13 protein-coding genes are annotated in these 14,897 nt (G+C 68.0%); 3 read left to right on the forward strand and 10 right to left on the reverse strand.

From position 1 onward, the window contains the following. Positions 1-23 precede the first annotated feature (23 nt). Complete coding sequence (locus BLW81_RS25795; RefSeq protein WP_083409660.1) at positions 24-1,238, forward strand: CaiB/BaiF CoA transferase family protein; 1,215 nt, start codon at positions 24-26, stop codon at positions 1,236-1,238. Between the two features lie 7 nt (positions 1,239-1,245). Here BLW81_RS25795 and BLW81_RS25800 read toward each other — a convergent pair whose 3' ends face one another. Further along, positions 1,246-3,369 (reverse strand): molybdopterin-containing oxidoreductase family protein, encoded by a 2,124-nt coding sequence (locus BLW81_RS25800; RefSeq protein ID WP_407662360.1) that lies wholly within the window; start codon positions 3,367-3,369, stop codon positions 1,246-1,248. A 126-nt stretch (positions 3,370-3,495) separates the two neighbouring features. Between BLW81_RS25800 and BLW81_RS25805 the strand changes: the two genes are divergently transcribed. Continuing rightward, a complete protein-coding gene (locus tag BLW81_RS25805; protein ID WP_083409662.1) occupies positions 3,496-4,641 on the forward strand; it encodes a thiolase family protein in 1,146 nt (381 codons plus the stop codon). A gap of 78 nt (positions 4,642-4,719) precedes the next feature. Next, on the forward strand, positions 4,720-5,544 hold the full coding sequence (locus BLW81_RS25810) for an alpha/beta fold hydrolase (protein ID WP_083409663.1): 825 nt from the start codon (positions 4,720-4,722) through the stop codon (positions 5,542-5,544). A 4-nt stretch (positions 5,545-5,548) separates the two neighbouring features. Here the strand turns inward: BLW81_RS25810 and BLW81_RS25815 are convergent, their stop codons facing one another. From BLW81_RS25815 to BLW81_RS25855, 9 genes are all read right to left on the reverse strand, one after another. Next, a complete protein-coding gene (locus tag BLW81_RS25815) occupies positions 5,549-6,037 on the reverse strand; it encodes a nuclear transport factor 2 family protein (RefSeq protein ID WP_083409664.1) in 489 nt (162 codons plus the stop codon). Further along, positions 6,034-7,047: an NAD-dependent epimerase/dehydratase family protein gene (locus tag BLW81_RS25820; protein WP_083409665.1), complete on the reverse strand. Its 1,014-nt coding sequence runs from the start codon at positions 7,045-7,047 to the stop codon at positions 6,034-6,036. The genes BLW81_RS25815 and BLW81_RS25820 overlap by 4 nt, the downstream gene beginning before the upstream one ends. An 81-nt stretch (positions 7,048-7,128) precedes the next feature. Continuing rightward, positions 7,129-8,322 carry an acyl-CoA dehydrogenase family protein gene (locus tag BLW81_RS25825; RefSeq protein WP_083409666.1) on the reverse strand — a complete coding sequence of 398 codons (1,194 nt, stop codon included), beginning with the start codon at positions 8,320-8,322 and terminating at the stop codon, positions 7,129-7,131. Then, complete coding sequence (locus BLW81_RS25830) at positions 8,322-9,368, reverse strand: acyl-CoA dehydrogenase family protein (protein WP_083409667.1); 1,047 nt, start codon at positions 9,366-9,368, stop codon at positions 8,322-8,324. The genes BLW81_RS25825 and BLW81_RS25830 overlap by 1 nt, the downstream gene beginning before the upstream one ends. Further along, positions 9,368-10,207 (reverse strand): amidohydrolase family protein, encoded by an 840-nt coding sequence (locus tag BLW81_RS25835; protein ID WP_083409668.1) that lies wholly within the window; start codon positions 10,205-10,207, stop codon positions 9,368-9,370. The genes BLW81_RS25830 and BLW81_RS25835 overlap by 1 nt, the downstream gene beginning before the upstream one ends. Further along, positions 10,204-11,817 carry an acyl-CoA synthetase gene (locus BLW81_RS25840; protein WP_083409669.1) on the reverse strand — a complete coding sequence of 538 codons (1,614 nt, stop codon included), beginning with the start codon at positions 11,815-11,817 and terminating at the stop codon, positions 10,204-10,206. The genes BLW81_RS25835 and BLW81_RS25840 overlap by 4 nt, the downstream gene beginning before the upstream one ends. After that, positions 11,814-13,040, reverse strand: coding sequence for an amidohydrolase family protein (locus BLW81_RS25845; protein WP_083409670.1), 1,227 nt, complete (start codon positions 13,038-13,040; stop codon positions 11,814-11,816). The genes BLW81_RS25840 and BLW81_RS25845 overlap by 4 nt, the downstream gene beginning before the upstream one ends. Next, positions 13,037-13,894, reverse strand: coding sequence for an enoyl-CoA hydratase (locus tag BLW81_RS25850; protein ID WP_083410820.1), 858 nt, complete (start codon positions 13,892-13,894; stop codon positions 13,037-13,039). Before BLW81_RS25850 ends, BLW81_RS25845 begins: the two co-directional genes overlap by 4 nt. A 179-nt stretch (positions 13,895-14,073) precedes the next feature. Further along, the gene (locus BLW81_RS25855) at positions 14,074-14,868 is read right to left on the reverse strand and encodes an SDR family NAD(P)-dependent oxidoreductase (RefSeq protein ID WP_083409671.1); all 795 of its coding nucleotides are present in this window, start codon (positions 14,866-14,868) and stop codon (positions 14,074-14,076) included. Between the last annotated feature and the right edge of the window lie 29 nt (positions 14,869-14,897).

A 14,897-nucleotide genomic window follows, 5' to 3' on the forward strand; every position in this document is an offset into this window, starting at 1 on the left:
AGGGAGCCGATTTGGTCAAGGTCATGGAGGGCGTGCGCGTCCTCGAGGTCGCACAGTTCACGTTCGTCCCGGCGGCGGGGGCGATCCTCGCCGACTGGGGCGCCGACGTCATCAAGGTCGAGCATCCGGCGCGCGGCGACACCCAGCGCGGCTTCATCAACATGGGCGGCTTCCAGCTCGACCCCAACCGGCACCCGCTGATCGAGCATCCCAACCGCGGTAAACGCAGCATCGGCATCGACGTCTCGACACCCGAGGGGCAGGAGGTGCTCTACGAGATCGCCAAGACGGCGGACGTGTTCCTGACCAATTACCTGCCCGCACAACGCCAGAAGAACAGATTCGACGTCGAACACATCCGCGCGGCGAACCCGGACATCATCTACGCACGCGGCAGCGCGTACGGCGACAAGGGACCCGAGCGCGACACCGGCGGATTCGACGGCACTGCGTTCTGGACCCGCAGCGGCGTCGGCCATGCGCTGACCCCGGAGGAGATCGGCGGGGCACTGTCGCAGGGCATTCCGGCGTTCGGCGACTCGATCGGCGGCATGAACATCGCCGGCGGGATCTCGGCCGCGTTGTTCCACCGGATGCGCACCGGCGAGGCGGTCGAGATCGACGTGTCACTGCTCAGCACCGCGTGGTGGGCCGGCGGGGCCAGCATGACCCAGGGCATGGAGACCGGCGAGACCATTCGCTCGCTGATGCCGGACGCGGCGGGCCCGAGCGTGAACCCGTTCATGGCCAACTATCTGTCCTCCGACGGCGGCACGATCAACTTGTGCATCGTCAGCCCGACCGGATACATCCGCGACGCGTTCGAACATCTGGAACTGCCCGAACTCGCCGACGACCCGCGGTTCTCCGACGTCATGCCGTTGATCGAAAATGCCGCGGCGGCAGCGGAATTGATTCGCGAGAAGATCCGCAGCAAGCCGTTCGAGTACTGGCGTCAGCGGCTGAAGACGATGAAGGGTCAGTGGGCGCCGTTCCAGAGCTTCCTCGATCTGACCACCGACGAGCAGGCGCTCGCCAACGACATGGTCGTCGAGGTGGAGGCCGCCGATGGGGGTGCGCCGTTCAAGGTGGTTCGCGGGCCGGTGCAGTTCAACCACGAGCCGCTGCAGACGACACGCGCGCCACAGGCCGGCGAGCACACCGAGCTGGTGCTGATGGACATCGGCATGGACTGGGATCGCATCGAGGCGCTCAAGGAAAAAGGCGCCATCGCGTAGTTGACTATCAGGCGCGCTCGACGCGGATGGGCACCCCGGTCAGCCACGCCATGCCCGACAGCGCCTCGACATCGCCGGGGTCGCTGGACGTCAGTTGGTTGACGTTGGCGCCGCCGGCGCGGTTGGCCAGCCGCCAACTGCCGGTTCCCTTGTGTCCCCAGCCGTGTGGCACCGCGACGACGCCGGCCACCAAGTCTTTCGTCGTCACCACCGGGACGGTGATTGCGCCGTGCGGCGACGTGATCCGGACCTCGTCGCCGTCGGTGATGGTCCGCTCGGCCGCGTCGTCGACGTGCATCAGCGCGTGCTGGCGCCGGTCGCCACGCATCAGCATCGGCGAGTTGTGCATCCACGAGTTCTCCGAGCGCGGTTCCCGCAGACCGATCATTCGCAGCGGATAACCGTCGGGCACCGCACGCCTCGCCAGCTTGTCGACCTCGGCGGCGATCCCGGGATGGGCCAGCCGCACTCGACGCGACAGGTAACCCACCGCCTCGCGCAGCACACCGGTGCGGATATGCGGTGCGACAACGACGCCGTGCGGATGCTTCTCGGTCAGCCGTCGCAGCGTCAGCCCGCCGCGGCGTAGCCCGAACTTGTCACCGCCCTCCGACATTCGCACGAGCGCGTCGATCATGGTCCGCGGCGACGCCTCGAAACCCAACAGCCCTAATACCTTTCGCACGCCCGCGAACGCCGCGAAGGCCGGCACGCTCCGCGCGAGTCGCCCGGCCAGCTCCGCGACGATGTCCCACTCCCCTCGCGCCTCGCCCACCGGCGCGAGGACGGCTTCGGTCGCCTGCCGGAACGGCGTGGCCTGGAACCCCTGGAACGTGTACGGGAAATCGTCGCGTTCGTACATCGTGGTGACGGGCAGGATGTAGTCGCACTGCGCGCTCGTCTCGGTGACGTAGAAGTCGAGCGCGACCGACAGTTCCAGTTCGCCGAACGCCGCCTCGAGTTCCTCGCCGTTGGGCACCGACAGCACGGGATTGCCCGCCGAGACGAACATCGCGCGGATCCGGCGGTCGCCTGATGTCGTGATCTCCTTGGCCATCAGCGCCGCGGGCTCGGAACCGATCGCATAAGGCGTCCCGCTGATCCGCGAGCGCTTGCGCCGATAGGACCGCCGCATGACGGCGCCCATCGCGACGTTCTGCCAGCGTTGGCCGACGGTGTTCATCGTGCTGAACACCGAACCACCCGGCACATCGAGGTTGCCCGCCACCAGGTTCACCGCGTCGATCAGGTACGTGGTCAGCGTGCCGTGGCTGCCGACGCACGTGCCGAGCCTGCCGTAAACCGCCGCCCGCGGCGTGTTGACCAGGTCGCGCGCCAGCGCCCGCACGCTGTCCGCATCGATCCCGGTCGAAGCGGCCGTCGACTCGGGAGCGAACGGCCCAAACAGGGAGCGCAGCCAGTCGACGCCGTCGGCTCTCACGCGAATCGCGGCCACGTCGACCAGTCCCTCGGCGAACATGACGTTCAGCAGCGAGAGCAACAACAACGAGTCGGTGTCGGGGACGATGCCGAGCCATTCGAACGCCGCCGCGGTCTCGGACCGCCGTGGGTCGACGATCACCACGCGACCGCCACGCTTGACGATGTCGGCCATGCGGTCCTTGATCCGCGGCGCGGTGAGGAAGCTGCCGTGTGACACAACGGGATTCGCGCCCATCATGACCAGCAGGTCGGTTCGCGTCAGATCCGGGATCGGCACCGACGTCGGCACGCCGTAGAGCAGCTGGCTGGCGATGAGCCTGCTGTTGGTGTCCTGCGACGATGCGGTGAAGTAATGGCCGTGGCGGCCGAGGCCCTTCAGGAACAGCAGCGCCGCGAAGGTGTGCGCATAGCTGAACGCCCCGGGGTTGCCCATGTACCACCCGACGGCGCCGGAGCCGTGGCGGCGCAGGATCGCCGAGAGCCGGCCTGCGATGTCGGCCATCGCCTCGTCCCACGTCACCTCTTCGAAGCCGGCCGGCCCGCGGCGCAGCGGCCGCGTGACCCGGTCCGGATCGTTGACCACCTCGGTGAACGCGATGCCCTTCTGACAGGCGAAACCGGCCGACAGCGGGTGGTCCTTGTCGGGCCGCAGGGCCATTAGGCGGCCGTCCTCGACCGTCGCGATCATCCCGCACAACGGCTCGCAGATCCGGCAGAAGGTCGGCTTGTTCTCGATGACCGGCGCCACGCCGATTACGATACTGTAAGAGTTACAGTTACACGTCGGATCGGCGTTGACCAGAGAGGATCAGGCATGCACGACGTGGCGATCATCGGTGTCGGACTACACCCCTTCGGCCGCTTCGAGGGCAAGTCCGCGATGGAGATGGGCGTCGACGCGATCTTCGCCGCCGTCGCCGACGCGGGGGTGGAGTGGCACGACATCCAGTTCGCCACCGGAGGCAGCTGGACCGTCGCCAACCCCGACGCGATCGTCGGCATGGTCGGGCTGTCCGGCATCTCGTTCACCAACGTGTTCAACGCGTGTGCGACCGCGGCCAGTGCCGCCAAGGCGTGCGCAGACGGAATCCGTCTGGGCGACTACGACATCGGCATCGCGATCGGGCTGGACAAGCATCCCCGCGGCGCCTTCACCGAGGACCCAGCCCTGGTCGGCATGCCGCGGTGGTACGCCGAGAACGGCCAGTACCTGACCACCCAGTTCTTCGGGATGAAGGCCAACCGCTATCTGCACGAACACGGCATCTCGCAGCAGACGCTCGCCAAGGTCGCCGCGAAGAACTTCCGCAACGGCGCGCTGAACCCGAACGCGTTCCGCCGCAAGCCGATTCCCGAGGACCAGATCCTCAACTCCACGATGCTGAACTATCCGCTGACGCAGTACATGTTCTGCGCTCCCGACGAGGGCGCGGCCGCCGTGGTGATGTGCCGCGCCGACATCGCCGAGCGCTACACCTCCAAACCCGTCTACCTGCGGGCGGTGGAGGTCCGCACCCGCAAATACGGCGCCTACGAGGTGAACACGACGTTCGCGCCCGTCGAGGAGGACGTCGCGCCCACCGTCTACGCGGCAAAGGCGGCATTCGAAAAGGCCGGTGTGGCACCGCAAGACGTCGATGTCATCCAGCTGCAGGACACCGACGCCGGCGCCGAGATCATCCACATGGCCGAATGCGGATTCTGCGCCGACGGCGACCAGGAGAAGCTGCTCGCCGACGGAGCCACCGAGATCACCGGCTCGCTGCCGATCAACACCGACGGCGGCCTGATCGCCAACGGCGAGCCGATCGGCGCATCGGGCCTGCGCCAGATCCACGAGCTGGTGCGTCAGCTGCGCGGCGAGGCCGGCGATCGGCAGGTGCCCGGCGAGCCGAAGGTCGGCTTCGCCCAGCTCTACGGCGCGCCCGGCACCGCGGCCGCGACGATCCTGACCAGGTGACAGCGCCTGACACCCTGCGGGATCCGGGCGATGGTGGCAGAGTGCGCATAGCTCGACGCACCCACCGGAAGGACCCACATGCCCACGATCACCACCACCGACGGTGTCGAGATCTTCTACAAGGACTGGGGGTCGGGCCAGCCGATCGTGTTCAGCCACGGGTGGCCGCTGTCGGCTGACGACTGGGACACCCAGATGCTGTTCTTCCTGCAGCACGGGTACCGCGTGATCGCCCACGACCGACGCGGGCACGGCCGTTCCGCGCAGGTCGCCGACGGCCACGACATGGACCACTACGCCGACGATCTCGCGGCCGTCGTCGAACACCTCGATCTGCACGACACGGTGCACATCGGCCATTCGACCGGCGGCGGTGAGGTCGCGCACTACCTGGCGCGGCACGGCCAGCAGCGAGCGGCCAAGGCGGTGCTGATCAGCGCGGTGCCACCGCTGATGGTCCAGACCGACGCGAACCCGGGCGGCCTGCCCAAGGAGGTGTTCGACGACCTGCAGGCGCAATTGGCAGCCAACCGCTCGGAGTTCTATCGCTCGCTGGCCGCCGGCCCGTTCTACGGATTCAACCGTCCCGGTGCCGAGCCGTCGGAGGCCATCATCGAGAACTGGTGGCGCCAGGGCATGATGGGCGGCGCGAAGGCGCACTACGACGGAATCGTCGCGTTCTCGCAGACCGATTTCACCGAGGACCTCAAGAAGATCACCATCCCGGTGCTGGTGATGCACGGCGACGACGACCAAATCGTGCCGTACGAGGACTCCGCACCACTGTCGGCGAAGCTCCTACCCCACGGCACGTTGAAGACCTACGCCGGTTATCCGCACGGCGCGTTCGTCACCCACCACGACGTCATCAACGCCGACCTGCTGGAGTTCCTGCGATCCTGAGCGGTCACTTCATGGCACGCGCGGATGCCTTCAACATGACCCTGCGCAACCGATCGGAGATGTACACCGCGACAAGGCCGTTGAAGATCTCCTCGCGCAACCGGGTCAGCGTCGAACTCGCGAAGCGCCACTGACCGTCGATCTTCTCGTAGGTCTCGTGGTAGTGACCGTACCCGCGCAGGTTGACGCCGGGGCCGAAGCGCACGACGTCCTCGAGCGCCCACACACCCCGCGCAGCCGTGGCCGAGGTCAGCTCGATCTCCGGGGCGTGCACCTGGTGCACCGTGGCCTGGTCGCGCAGGCTCTTGCGGGTGAACGCGACGAACTCGTCGGCGCCCTCGATGCGCTTGCCGCCGGCTTGCGTGGTGTCGCTGACGAAGTCGTCGGCGAACAGTGTCCGCCACGCCGACCAGTCCTTGGTGTCGAGCAGCCGGCAGTAGCGCGCCTTCAGTTGTTTGATCGCCTCGATCTCGACGAGGTCCGCTTCGGTCATCGGGTGGCCGCTTTCTTCGCCTGGTCGATGTAGAACCGCGCCGCGCGCTCGAGGGACTCGGTGGTCGGCCGCGGGTGCCAGCCGAGTTCGCGGGTCGCCTTGCTGTGGTCGGCAGGGGCCATGATGTGCAGCAGCCGAACACCGTTGGTGTTCATCGGCATTTCGCGGCCGAGCAACCGCGCGACCCGCTCGGCCACCCAGACCGCCGCATAGACGACGGGCAGCGGTATTCCGATACGCGGCGGCTTGGCCCCGACGGCCGTCGCCGCGGTGGTCAGCATGTCGCGCATCGGCATGTAGGTCTCGGAGATGATGTAGCGTTCGCCGGTCCGACCGTGCTCGGCGGCCAGCAGGAACGCCTCGGCGACGTCTTCGATGCCGACGACCTCGGTGCACACCCCGTTGATGTACACCGGGACCTTGCCGAACGCCGCGTACTGCACCATCAGGCCCTGATGCGGCTGCCAGTCGCCGGGCCCGTACGGGTTCGACACGCACATCGCCACGGCGGGCAGGCCACGGTCCCGCGCATAGGACAACACCAGATCCTCGGCCTGACGACGGGATTCGATGTAGGGGCCGCCTTTGTCTCCCCAGTCGAACGGCATGTCCTCGGTGACCGGTCCGCGGCCGTCGCCCAGCGCGATCGTGCCGATCGTGCTGCAGAACACGAACCGGTGCAGGCCCGCCGTCACCGCGACGTCGAGGACGCGCCGCAGGCAGTTGACGTTGGTCTCGAACAGCGGCGCCGGGTCGCGCAGGTGGAAGCGGGTGTCGACGACGCAGTAATAGACGACATCGCGGTCGGCCATCGCCGCGCGAAGCGCGTCTTCGTCGTAGAGGTCGCCGTAGCAGCGTTCGACGTCGAGGTCGTCGATGCCGACGGTCGAACTGCTCTTGCGCAGGTACACCCGCACGTCGTCGCCGCGCTCGGCGAGCTTGCGGGTGACGTGGGAGCCGACGAAACCGCTCGCCCCCATCACCAGTGCGCGCCGCGGTAGATCGGTCATGGCTCCCTCACGAGCGTGCAGAAACTGTCGACATTCCGCGGCGTGTCGTGCGCTGACACGCACGCTCGCGCAAGGGACAGACTAGGACGCTTTCCTCGCCGGTGGGGCGTAGGCCGGTTTTCCGAGGCCCAGCACGTACTGCGCGATCATGTTGCGGAACACCTCGAGGGTGCCGCCGTAGATCCCGACCAGCGGCGCGAACCGGAACACGTACTCGGCGGCGCCGTCGTCGGCGGCCCGGTCGGCGCCCAGTGGCAGCGAGGCCGCCGTGCCGTGAATGTCCATCAGGTCCGGCGAGATGTCGCGCATCGTCTGCGCCAGCGCGACGCGGCCGAAGATGTTCGGCGTGGCGAACGACGCCTCCATCCGCGCGACGCTGCGGCCCAGGCGGTAGGCCACCGCGCCGTCGTCGATCGGCCGGCGGCCGCTGGGGTCCGGCTCGCTGAGCTTCGCGGCGGCCCGGTCCACCGCGGCGGCCATGTTGTTGGCCTGGTGCATCATGATCGCGACGTCCTGCAGCCCGTCGGCGGCGGCCTCGACCGCGCCGTGCTCGGCGTTGAGCGGTTCGCGCACCACCGTCCAGCCGTCGTTGACCTCGCCGAGGCGGTATTTGTCGTCGACCCGCACGTCGGTGTAGTAGACGATGTTGGTCCGGTCGCCGTCGACGGTCCGGATGCCCTGGATCTCGATGCCCGGTGAGTCGAGCGGCACCAGGAACATGGTCAGGCTCTTGTGTTTCGGCGCGTCGGGGTCGGTGTTGGTGATCAGGAAGACGTACTGGCAGTTGTGCGCGCCGGTGGTGAACATCTTGGAGCCGTTGATAATCCAGCCGTCGCCGTCGCGCACAGCCCTGGTCTTGCAAGTCGCGACGTCGGAGCCGCCCTCGGGTTCGGTGTAGCCCAGGCACAGCCGCACCTCGCCGCTGTACACCCGCGGCATCACCTCGGCCTTCAGTTCCGGTGAGCCGAACTTGTCCACCGACCGGGCGATCATCGCGGTGGTGCCGAACGTCACCCACGGCACGTGCGCGCGGCGCTTCTCCAGTTCCCAGATGCGGCGACGGACCCGGTTGAACCCGCCCTCGGACTCGGGTTTCCACTCGCGCTCCAGGTAGCCCGCCCTGCCGAGCGCCAGATGCACACCCTCGTCGAAGTTGTCGCCGGTCTCGCGGTCGCGGCGCAGCACGTCCTCGGTGACGATGTCGGACAAGAACGCGCGCGACTCCTCGAGGAACGCCTGATCCTCGGCGGAGAGCTCGATCCGTGAGAAATCCATCAGCTGCCTACTCCGCTCTCGCGTGCCGCGACGATCTCGGCGATGTACTTCGCACTGGCGCCCGGGTCTCCCCCGGCCAGCGCCCAGCCCCTGGCCCGGACCAGGTATGCGCTCGCCGCGGCTTCGGCCGAGACTCCCAGCCCGCCTTGCACATGCACGGCCATCGTGGCCGCCTTGGCGGCTTCCTCGGCCATGAACACGAACGCCGATGGGGCCAACTCACGGCGTTCGTCCGGCTCGTTGTCGAGGAACCACGCCGCCCGCCGCGCCAGGTTGCGCCCGCCCTGCACCGTGATCGCGATGTTGGCCAGCGGATGCGAGATCGCCTGCAGCGTGGAGATCGGCACGCCGAGCGTGTAGCGGGTCTTGGCGAACTCCGCGGCGATCGTCATCGTCTCCTCGACCAGACCGGCCAATGCCGCCGCCGTGAGTGCTCGCCACTCGTCCAGTGCGCGTTGGAATTCCGCCAACGCTTCGGCGCCGCTGGCCACCACCGTCCGCGTGTCGGCGGCGGCCGGGTCGATCCACGCCATCGGTAACCGGCCGATGTTGTCGACCTTGGTGGGGCGGGTGGCGAACGTCAGCTGGACGATGTCGTCGCCGTCGCGCAGGACGATGTGGTCGGCCACCGATCCGCTGGGCACCAGCCGGGTGCCGGTAACGGCGTCGTGCTGCGGATCCAGGCCGACGATCTGCTGGCCGCTGACGATGTCGGGGTCGACGGCACCGAGGCGCCCGAGCAGCCGCGCCGCGCTGACGTGGTCGATCCACGGCACCGGGGCCAGCGACCGGCCGATCTCCTCGGCGACCAGGGTCAGGTCGACCAGCGTCGCGCCGTCGCCGCCGACGTCTTCCGGCAGCGCCATCGTCGTCGCGCCCATCGTGCACAACCGCTCCCACAGGCTCTTGTCGAACCCGGAAGCCTCTGCGGCACGGACGGTCTCGATCGAACAGTGGGTCTTGAAGAAGTCCTTGTAGGCCGCTTGTAGCGCCTGGTGGTCCTCGGACAGGCTGTAATCGAGCCTGCGCAGTTCGTAGCGGTCCATCACTGCTCCTGGTCGTCGGTGCCGAAGAAGAATTGCTGAGCGTTGTTGTACAGGTAGTTGTCGAGCACCTCGGCGGGCAGGTCGAGCGCGAGCGCCTCGGGCACCACCCGGCGCATCTTGAGCACCGGCCAGTCCGATGCGTAGATCACCTTGTCCGGCCCGCGGGTACGCATGTAGTGAAGCAGGCTGTCGGGCAACCGTTTCGGCGACCACGCCGAGGTCATCAGGCGCAGGTTCTGGTATTTGATCAGCAGCCGGATCGCGACGTCCCACCACGGGTCGGCGCCGTGGATCATGCACAACTTCAGCTCCGGGAACCGCACGCAGACCCGGTCGAGGTGGATCGGGTTCTGCACCTCGCCGGGGATCGGTGGGCCCGGCAGCCCGGTGTTGACGCACAGCGGCAGTCCGAGTTCGGCGCACTTGGTGTAGAGCGGGTAGTACACCGCATCGCTGGGCGGGTACTGGCCGTCGCCCCAGAAGCTCGGCCCCACCGCCGCATACGCCACCGGCAGGCTGCCGACGACCGCGCTCAATTCACGTAGCGACGGGATCGGGCGCAGCAGGTTCATTCCGCCGATCGCCAACGCGAACCGGTCGGGTCTGGCGTCGACGAACTTGCGCGCGGTCGTCGAGGGTTTGGTGAGGCTGTCCATCAGGATCGCCTTCTCGACGCCCTGCTCGTCCATCTCGTCGAGCAGTTCGGCGAGGTCGACCGGCCCGAACATCGACTGTGGGCCCTTGAAGTAGTCGTCGCGCACCTTGAGCATCCATGTCGGCTGCTGCTCGGTCTCCCCGAAGTGGACGTTGACCAGGCAATCGATAGCCCTGTTGCTCATGCGTTCACCTGTTGTGCGGCAGCGGCTTTGGCCCAGCGATAGTCGGGTTTACCGTTGCCGAGGCGACGGACCTGGTCGACGATGATGAACTCCTTCGGCGCTTTGAACCTCGCGAGGCTGTCGGTGCAGTGGGTGTGCAGCGGTTCGTGGCCGGCCGGCGCGTCGTCGTGCAGGGCGACGAGCGCCACCACCTCCTGGCCCCAGCGCTCGCTGGGCCGCCCGACCACCAGTGCGTCGGCGACGGCGGGGTGGGCCCGCAGCACCTCTTCGACCTCTTCGACGAAGACCTTCTCCCCGCCGGTGTTGACGACGAGCGCGTCACGGCCGAACAGCTGCAGCGTGCCGTCGGCCGCCAGCGAGCCGCGGTCCCCGGAGATCACCACGCGGCGACCCTCGACGACGGGAAACGTTCTGCGTGTGGCGTGTTCGTCGTCGAAGTAGCCCAGCGGGATGCGTCCGCCGCGGGCGACGAAACCGACCTCGTCCTCGCCCGGCTCCAGGAAGCGGGTGCAGTCCTCCGACACCACCAGCGCACCCTCCCGCAGTTCGAAGGTGTCCTTCTCGTCGCCGCGCTGGCTGCGGCCGAACCCGACGTTGCCGGTCTCCGACGATCCGTACCCGTTGATCAGCGTGATCTGCGGCAGCAGATCCAGCAGCGCGCGTTGATGTTTGGGGTTCGTCGCCGCACCCCCGGTGCCGATCGCGAACAGCGACGACAGGTCGTAGCCGCCGGTGCGGAGCGCGTCGACCAGGGGTGCCGCGTACGCGTCACCGACCATCGTCATCAGGCCGACCTTTTCGCGCTGCGCGGTGGTGAGCACCGCGCGGGGGTCGAACCGGGTCTGGTCGTAGAGAATCACCGCAATGCCGTTGAGCAGCGCGGCGAACGCGGTCCACATGCCGGCCGCGTGCATCAGCGGGGACACCGCGAACCACGGCTGACCCTGGTTGGCGAGCTTGGCGCGGATCTCGTCGGCGGAGTCGTGGTCGGCGCCGTTCATCGAGATGACGTAGGTGTCGCTCTGCCGCCACATCACCCCCTTGGGCCGTCCGGTCGTGCCGCCGGTGCACACCATCATCACGTCGTCGGGTGACGCCGCGATCGGGTGATCGGCATCGCCTTGTGCCAGTGCGTCTTCCAGCGCGGTGGCGCCGGACAGCCGGGGCGCCGACGCGTCGTCGTCGATCTCGATGAGCAGGTCCGCCGAGGCGGGGGGCAGGACGTCGGCGAACTTGGGCCCGAACGACCGGTGGTAGATGACCGCGCGCGGCCGGAGGTACTCGAAGAGTTCGGCGACCTCACGCGGCGTGTAGTTGTAGTTCACGTTCACCGGCACGGTCCGGGCCTTGAGGCAGCCGATCACCATGTCCGGGTAGAGGTCGTTGTGCATGAGCAGCGCGACGCGGTCCTGCCCGCACTCCCAGTTCTGCAGTTCGCCGCGTTCGCGGTGGACACCGAAACCCTGGCCGGCGAGGAAGTTGGCCAGCCGGCGGGTGCGGTCGGCGGATTCGCCGTAGGTGCTGCGGCGGCTCCCGCAGATCGTCATCAACCGGTCGGGCGCCGCCTCGGCGATCGCGTCGACGACCGCCCCGATCGTCCACTCGGTCATCTGCCGGCGCCGGCCGTCACATCCACACCGAGCAGCGTCAATGCGTTGTCGCGCATGACCATTCGGGTGTCCTCGTAGCTGAACTCCGGGAACTGCGGGATGTCGGCGGTGAACGACGTGGGATCCGCCAACCCCTCACCGTGCGGCCAGTCGGACCCGAACAGGATCTTGTCGACGCCGATGGTGTCGGCCAGGAGCTTCACGTCGTCCTCGTAGTACGGCGCGATCCACACGTTGTTGCGCAGCTGCTCGACCGGGTCCTCCTTGTAGTGGTAAGGCGCGTTGTTGGCGGACTTTCGGAGCCGCTTGATCAGCCGGTAGACGAAGTACGAGCCGTTCTCGATGCTGACCACCTTGAGCTTGGGGTGCCGGGTGAACACCTGGTGGACGATCATCGAGGCGATGGTGTCGTGGATGGCGCGGTCGTCCATGATCACCATGTCGAGCGGGTCGCGCTTGCCGAAACCCTTGAACACGCCGCTGCCGCCCCACAGCGCGGGGATCGCCATGTAGCCGGAGTCGGACAGGTGGAACACCACGGGCACACCGGCTTCGGCGAGTCGCGCCCAGACCGGGTCGTGCACCGGGTCGCCGAGCGATCGGGGCCTGACCTCACCGGGCACCGGCGCCGGCCGCACGCACACCAGCTTCGCTCCCCTGCCCAGGACGAACTCGACCTCCTCGACGGCCTGCTGCGGGTCGGCCAGCGAGATGATCGGCGCGGCGATGATGCGGTGATCCGGCCGGTCGAAACCCCAGTCCTCGTCGAGCCACAGGTTGAACGCGTGGACCGAGGCCATCGTGGCCGGGATGTCGTGCTTGAGCCCCTCCTCCACGCCGCAGGCGAAAGTCGGGAGCATGAACACGGTTTCGAGGTTCTGCCGGTCGAGGATCTTCACGCGGGCGTCGCGGTTCTGGTACTCGGGATGGTCGGCGAGCCGGTCGACCTTCATCAGCGACGCCGGGTCGACGCCTTCGGGGATCTCCCCGCGGAACAGCAGATCCAGGCAGCCGGGTTCGATGATCGGGTCGAAGGTGGGGTTCGGGATGAAGTGGTTGATCACCCCGCCGAACACCGCGTAGGTGCGCTTGCCGTCGGTGAGCATCTGCACGCCGCGGCTGCGGAACTCCTTGGGCAGGTGCCGGGTGAGCGCGTCCAGCGGCTCGTAGTAGTGGTTGTCGACGTCGATCGCCATGTAGTCCAGCGGCTGCGGTGCGCTCATGACGCATCCTCCTTCTCGAGAGGCGGGAAGTTCGGCGGGCGTTTCTCGAAGAAACTGGTGATGCCTTCGATGAAGTCGGGGCGCGTCATCGACTCGTGCATCAGCTTCTCGGCGCGGTTGCTGGCTTCGAAGACGCTGAGCATGGTGTCTTCGTACACCTGTTGTTTGATCACCGCCAAGGAACTCGGCGCACAGTTGGCGGCGATGTCGTCGGCATAGCCGAGCGCATGCGGCAGCAGCTGGTCGGGTGCGAGCACCTTGTTGACCACGCCGAGTTCGGCGGCCTCCTCGGCCAGGAACACGCGCCCGGACAGCAGCAGATCCGATGCCACCCCGACGCCGACGACGCGGGGCAGCATCCACGAGATGCCGTATTCGGCGATCAGCCCGCGGCGGGCGAACGAGGTGGTGAACTTCGCGCCGGCGGCGGCGAATCGCACGTCGCACGACAGCGCGAGCGTCAAACCCATTCCGGCGCAGGCCCCGTTGATCGCGGCGATGACGGGTTTGCGCATGGTCATCACGAAATGCGGATGGCGTTCGCCGACCAGCTTGCCGACGTCGGTGTCCGCGGCGGCGTCCACGGTCGCGGCGCTGATCGTGCTGAGGTCGCCCATGTCGGCGCCCGCGCAGAACGCCCGCCCGCTGCCGGTCACGACGATCGCGCGCACATCGGGGTCCGCCTCGGCGTCGTCCATGCACCGGAAGAAGCCGGAGGCCAGGCCACCGCCCCAGCCGTTCATCCGCTCGGGCCGGTTCAGCGTGATGACCGCGACGCCGCTGCCGCCGACCTCGTACCGCACGGGCGGCGCTGGTGAGTCAGCCGGCTGGGCGACGCGGTCAGGAGCACTCACCCGGTAGTCCTCCTCCGCCGGTCCGAACACTGTGAATGCTCATACTGTACATCTATCGGTAGCGGCTTCCGCAAGGGTCGCGGCGGCCCCTCCCACCTCGTTGACTCTGCGCCGTGGGCGTGATTTCGGGCGTGAATCGCGCCCTGTGCGCAGGATCAACGAATGACGAGGGCCCGGCGTCAGGTGAAGTCGCTGCCGCCGTCGACGTTGATGTTCGCCCCGGTCATGTAGGAGTTGCGCCGCGACGCGAGAAACGCGACCACGGGCCCGATTTCGTCGGGCAGGCCGGCGCGCGGTAGATGCGCGGGGTGCCCGAAATGCTCGTCGATCGCCGCCATGAGCGCATACGGATCGGAGCCGTCGACACCGACCGATTCGGCCCAGCCGAGCAACGCCTCGGAGGCGATGCTGCCCGGCGAGACCACGTTGACCATGATCTCGTCCTTGGCCAGCAGCAGCGACAGGTTCTTCGAGACGCTCGTGAGCGCCGCCTTGGCCGCGGTGTAGGCCGGCAGGATCACGCTCTGGCGCTGCGTCGAGTGCGCGGAGAAGTTGACGATGCGCCCCCACTGCGCACCGCGCAGCAGCGGCAGGGCCGAGCGCACGCAGTGCACCATGCCCATCACGCCGCCGTCGAACGCGATCCGCCACTGCTCGTCGGTGAGATCCTCGAAGGTGCCGACGGCGTCGGGGCCGACGGCGTTGACGAGGATGTTGAGTTCGCCCCAGCGCTGCGCCAACTCGTCGAAGACCCGCTGCACCTGATCGGCGTCGGTGGTGTCGGCCACCAGCCCCAGCGCGTCGGGGCTGCCCAGTTCGCTCAGCGCGGTGGCCGCGTCGGCGACGACGTCAGGGGTGCGGCCCACCACGGCGACGCGGGCGCCGTCCTGCGCCAGGCAGCGAGCGGTCGCGAAACCCATCCCGCGCCCACCGCCGACCACGACGGCGGTCGCGTCCTTCAGCCCGAGATCCATGTCGCCTTTCGCTCCGCCGAATCCGCAGA

The organism is Mycolicibacterium rutilum (assembly GCF_900108565.1).
Lineage (GTDB): Bacteria > Actinomycetota > Actinomycetes > Mycobacteriales > Mycobacteriaceae > Mycobacterium > Mycobacterium rutilum.

Coding starts and splice junctions, on each gene's coding strand:
- BLW81_RS25795 (WP_083409660.1), top strand. CDS start 24: ATGGAGGGCGTGCGCGTCCTCGAGGTCGCACAGTTCACGTTCGTCCCG.
- BLW81_RS25800 (WP_407662360.1), bottom strand. CDS start 3,369: ATGATCGCGACGGTCGAGGACGGCCGCCTAATGGCCCTGCGGCCCGAC.
- BLW81_RS25805 (WP_083409662.1), top strand. CDS start 3,496: ATGCACGACGTGGCGATCATCGGTGTCGGACTACACCCCTTCGGCCGC.
- BLW81_RS25810 (WP_083409663.1), top strand. CDS start 4,720: ATGCCCACGATCACCACCACCGACGGTGTCGAGATCTTCTACAAGGAC.
- BLW81_RS25815 (WP_083409664.1), bottom strand. CDS start 6,037: ATGACCGAAGCGGACCTCGTCGAGATCGAGGCGATCAAACAACTGAAG.
- BLW81_RS25820 (WP_083409665.1), bottom strand. CDS start 7,047: ATGACCGATCTACCGCGGCGCGCACTGGTGATGGGGGCGAGCGGTTTC.
- BLW81_RS25825 (WP_083409666.1), bottom strand. CDS start 8,322: ATGGATTTCTCACGGATCGAGCTCTCCGCCGAGGATCAGGCGTTCCTC.
- BLW81_RS25830 (WP_083409667.1), bottom strand. CDS start 9,368: ATGGACCGCTACGAACTGCGCAGGCTCGATTACAGCCTGTCCGAGGAC.
- BLW81_RS25835 (WP_083409668.1), bottom strand. CDS start 10,207: ATGAGCAACAGGGCTATCGATTGCCTGGTCAACGTCCACTTCGGGGAG.
- BLW81_RS25840 (WP_083409669.1), bottom strand. CDS start 11,817: ATGACCGAGTGGACGATCGGGGCGGTCGTCGACGCGATCGCCGAGGCG.
- BLW81_RS25845 (WP_083409670.1), bottom strand. CDS start 13,040: ATGAGCGCACCGCAGCCGCTGGACTACATGGCGATCGACGTCGACAAC.
- BLW81_RS25855 (WP_083409671.1), bottom strand. CDS start 14,868: ATGGATCTCGGGCTGAAGGACGCGACCGCCGTCGTGGTCGGCGGTGGG.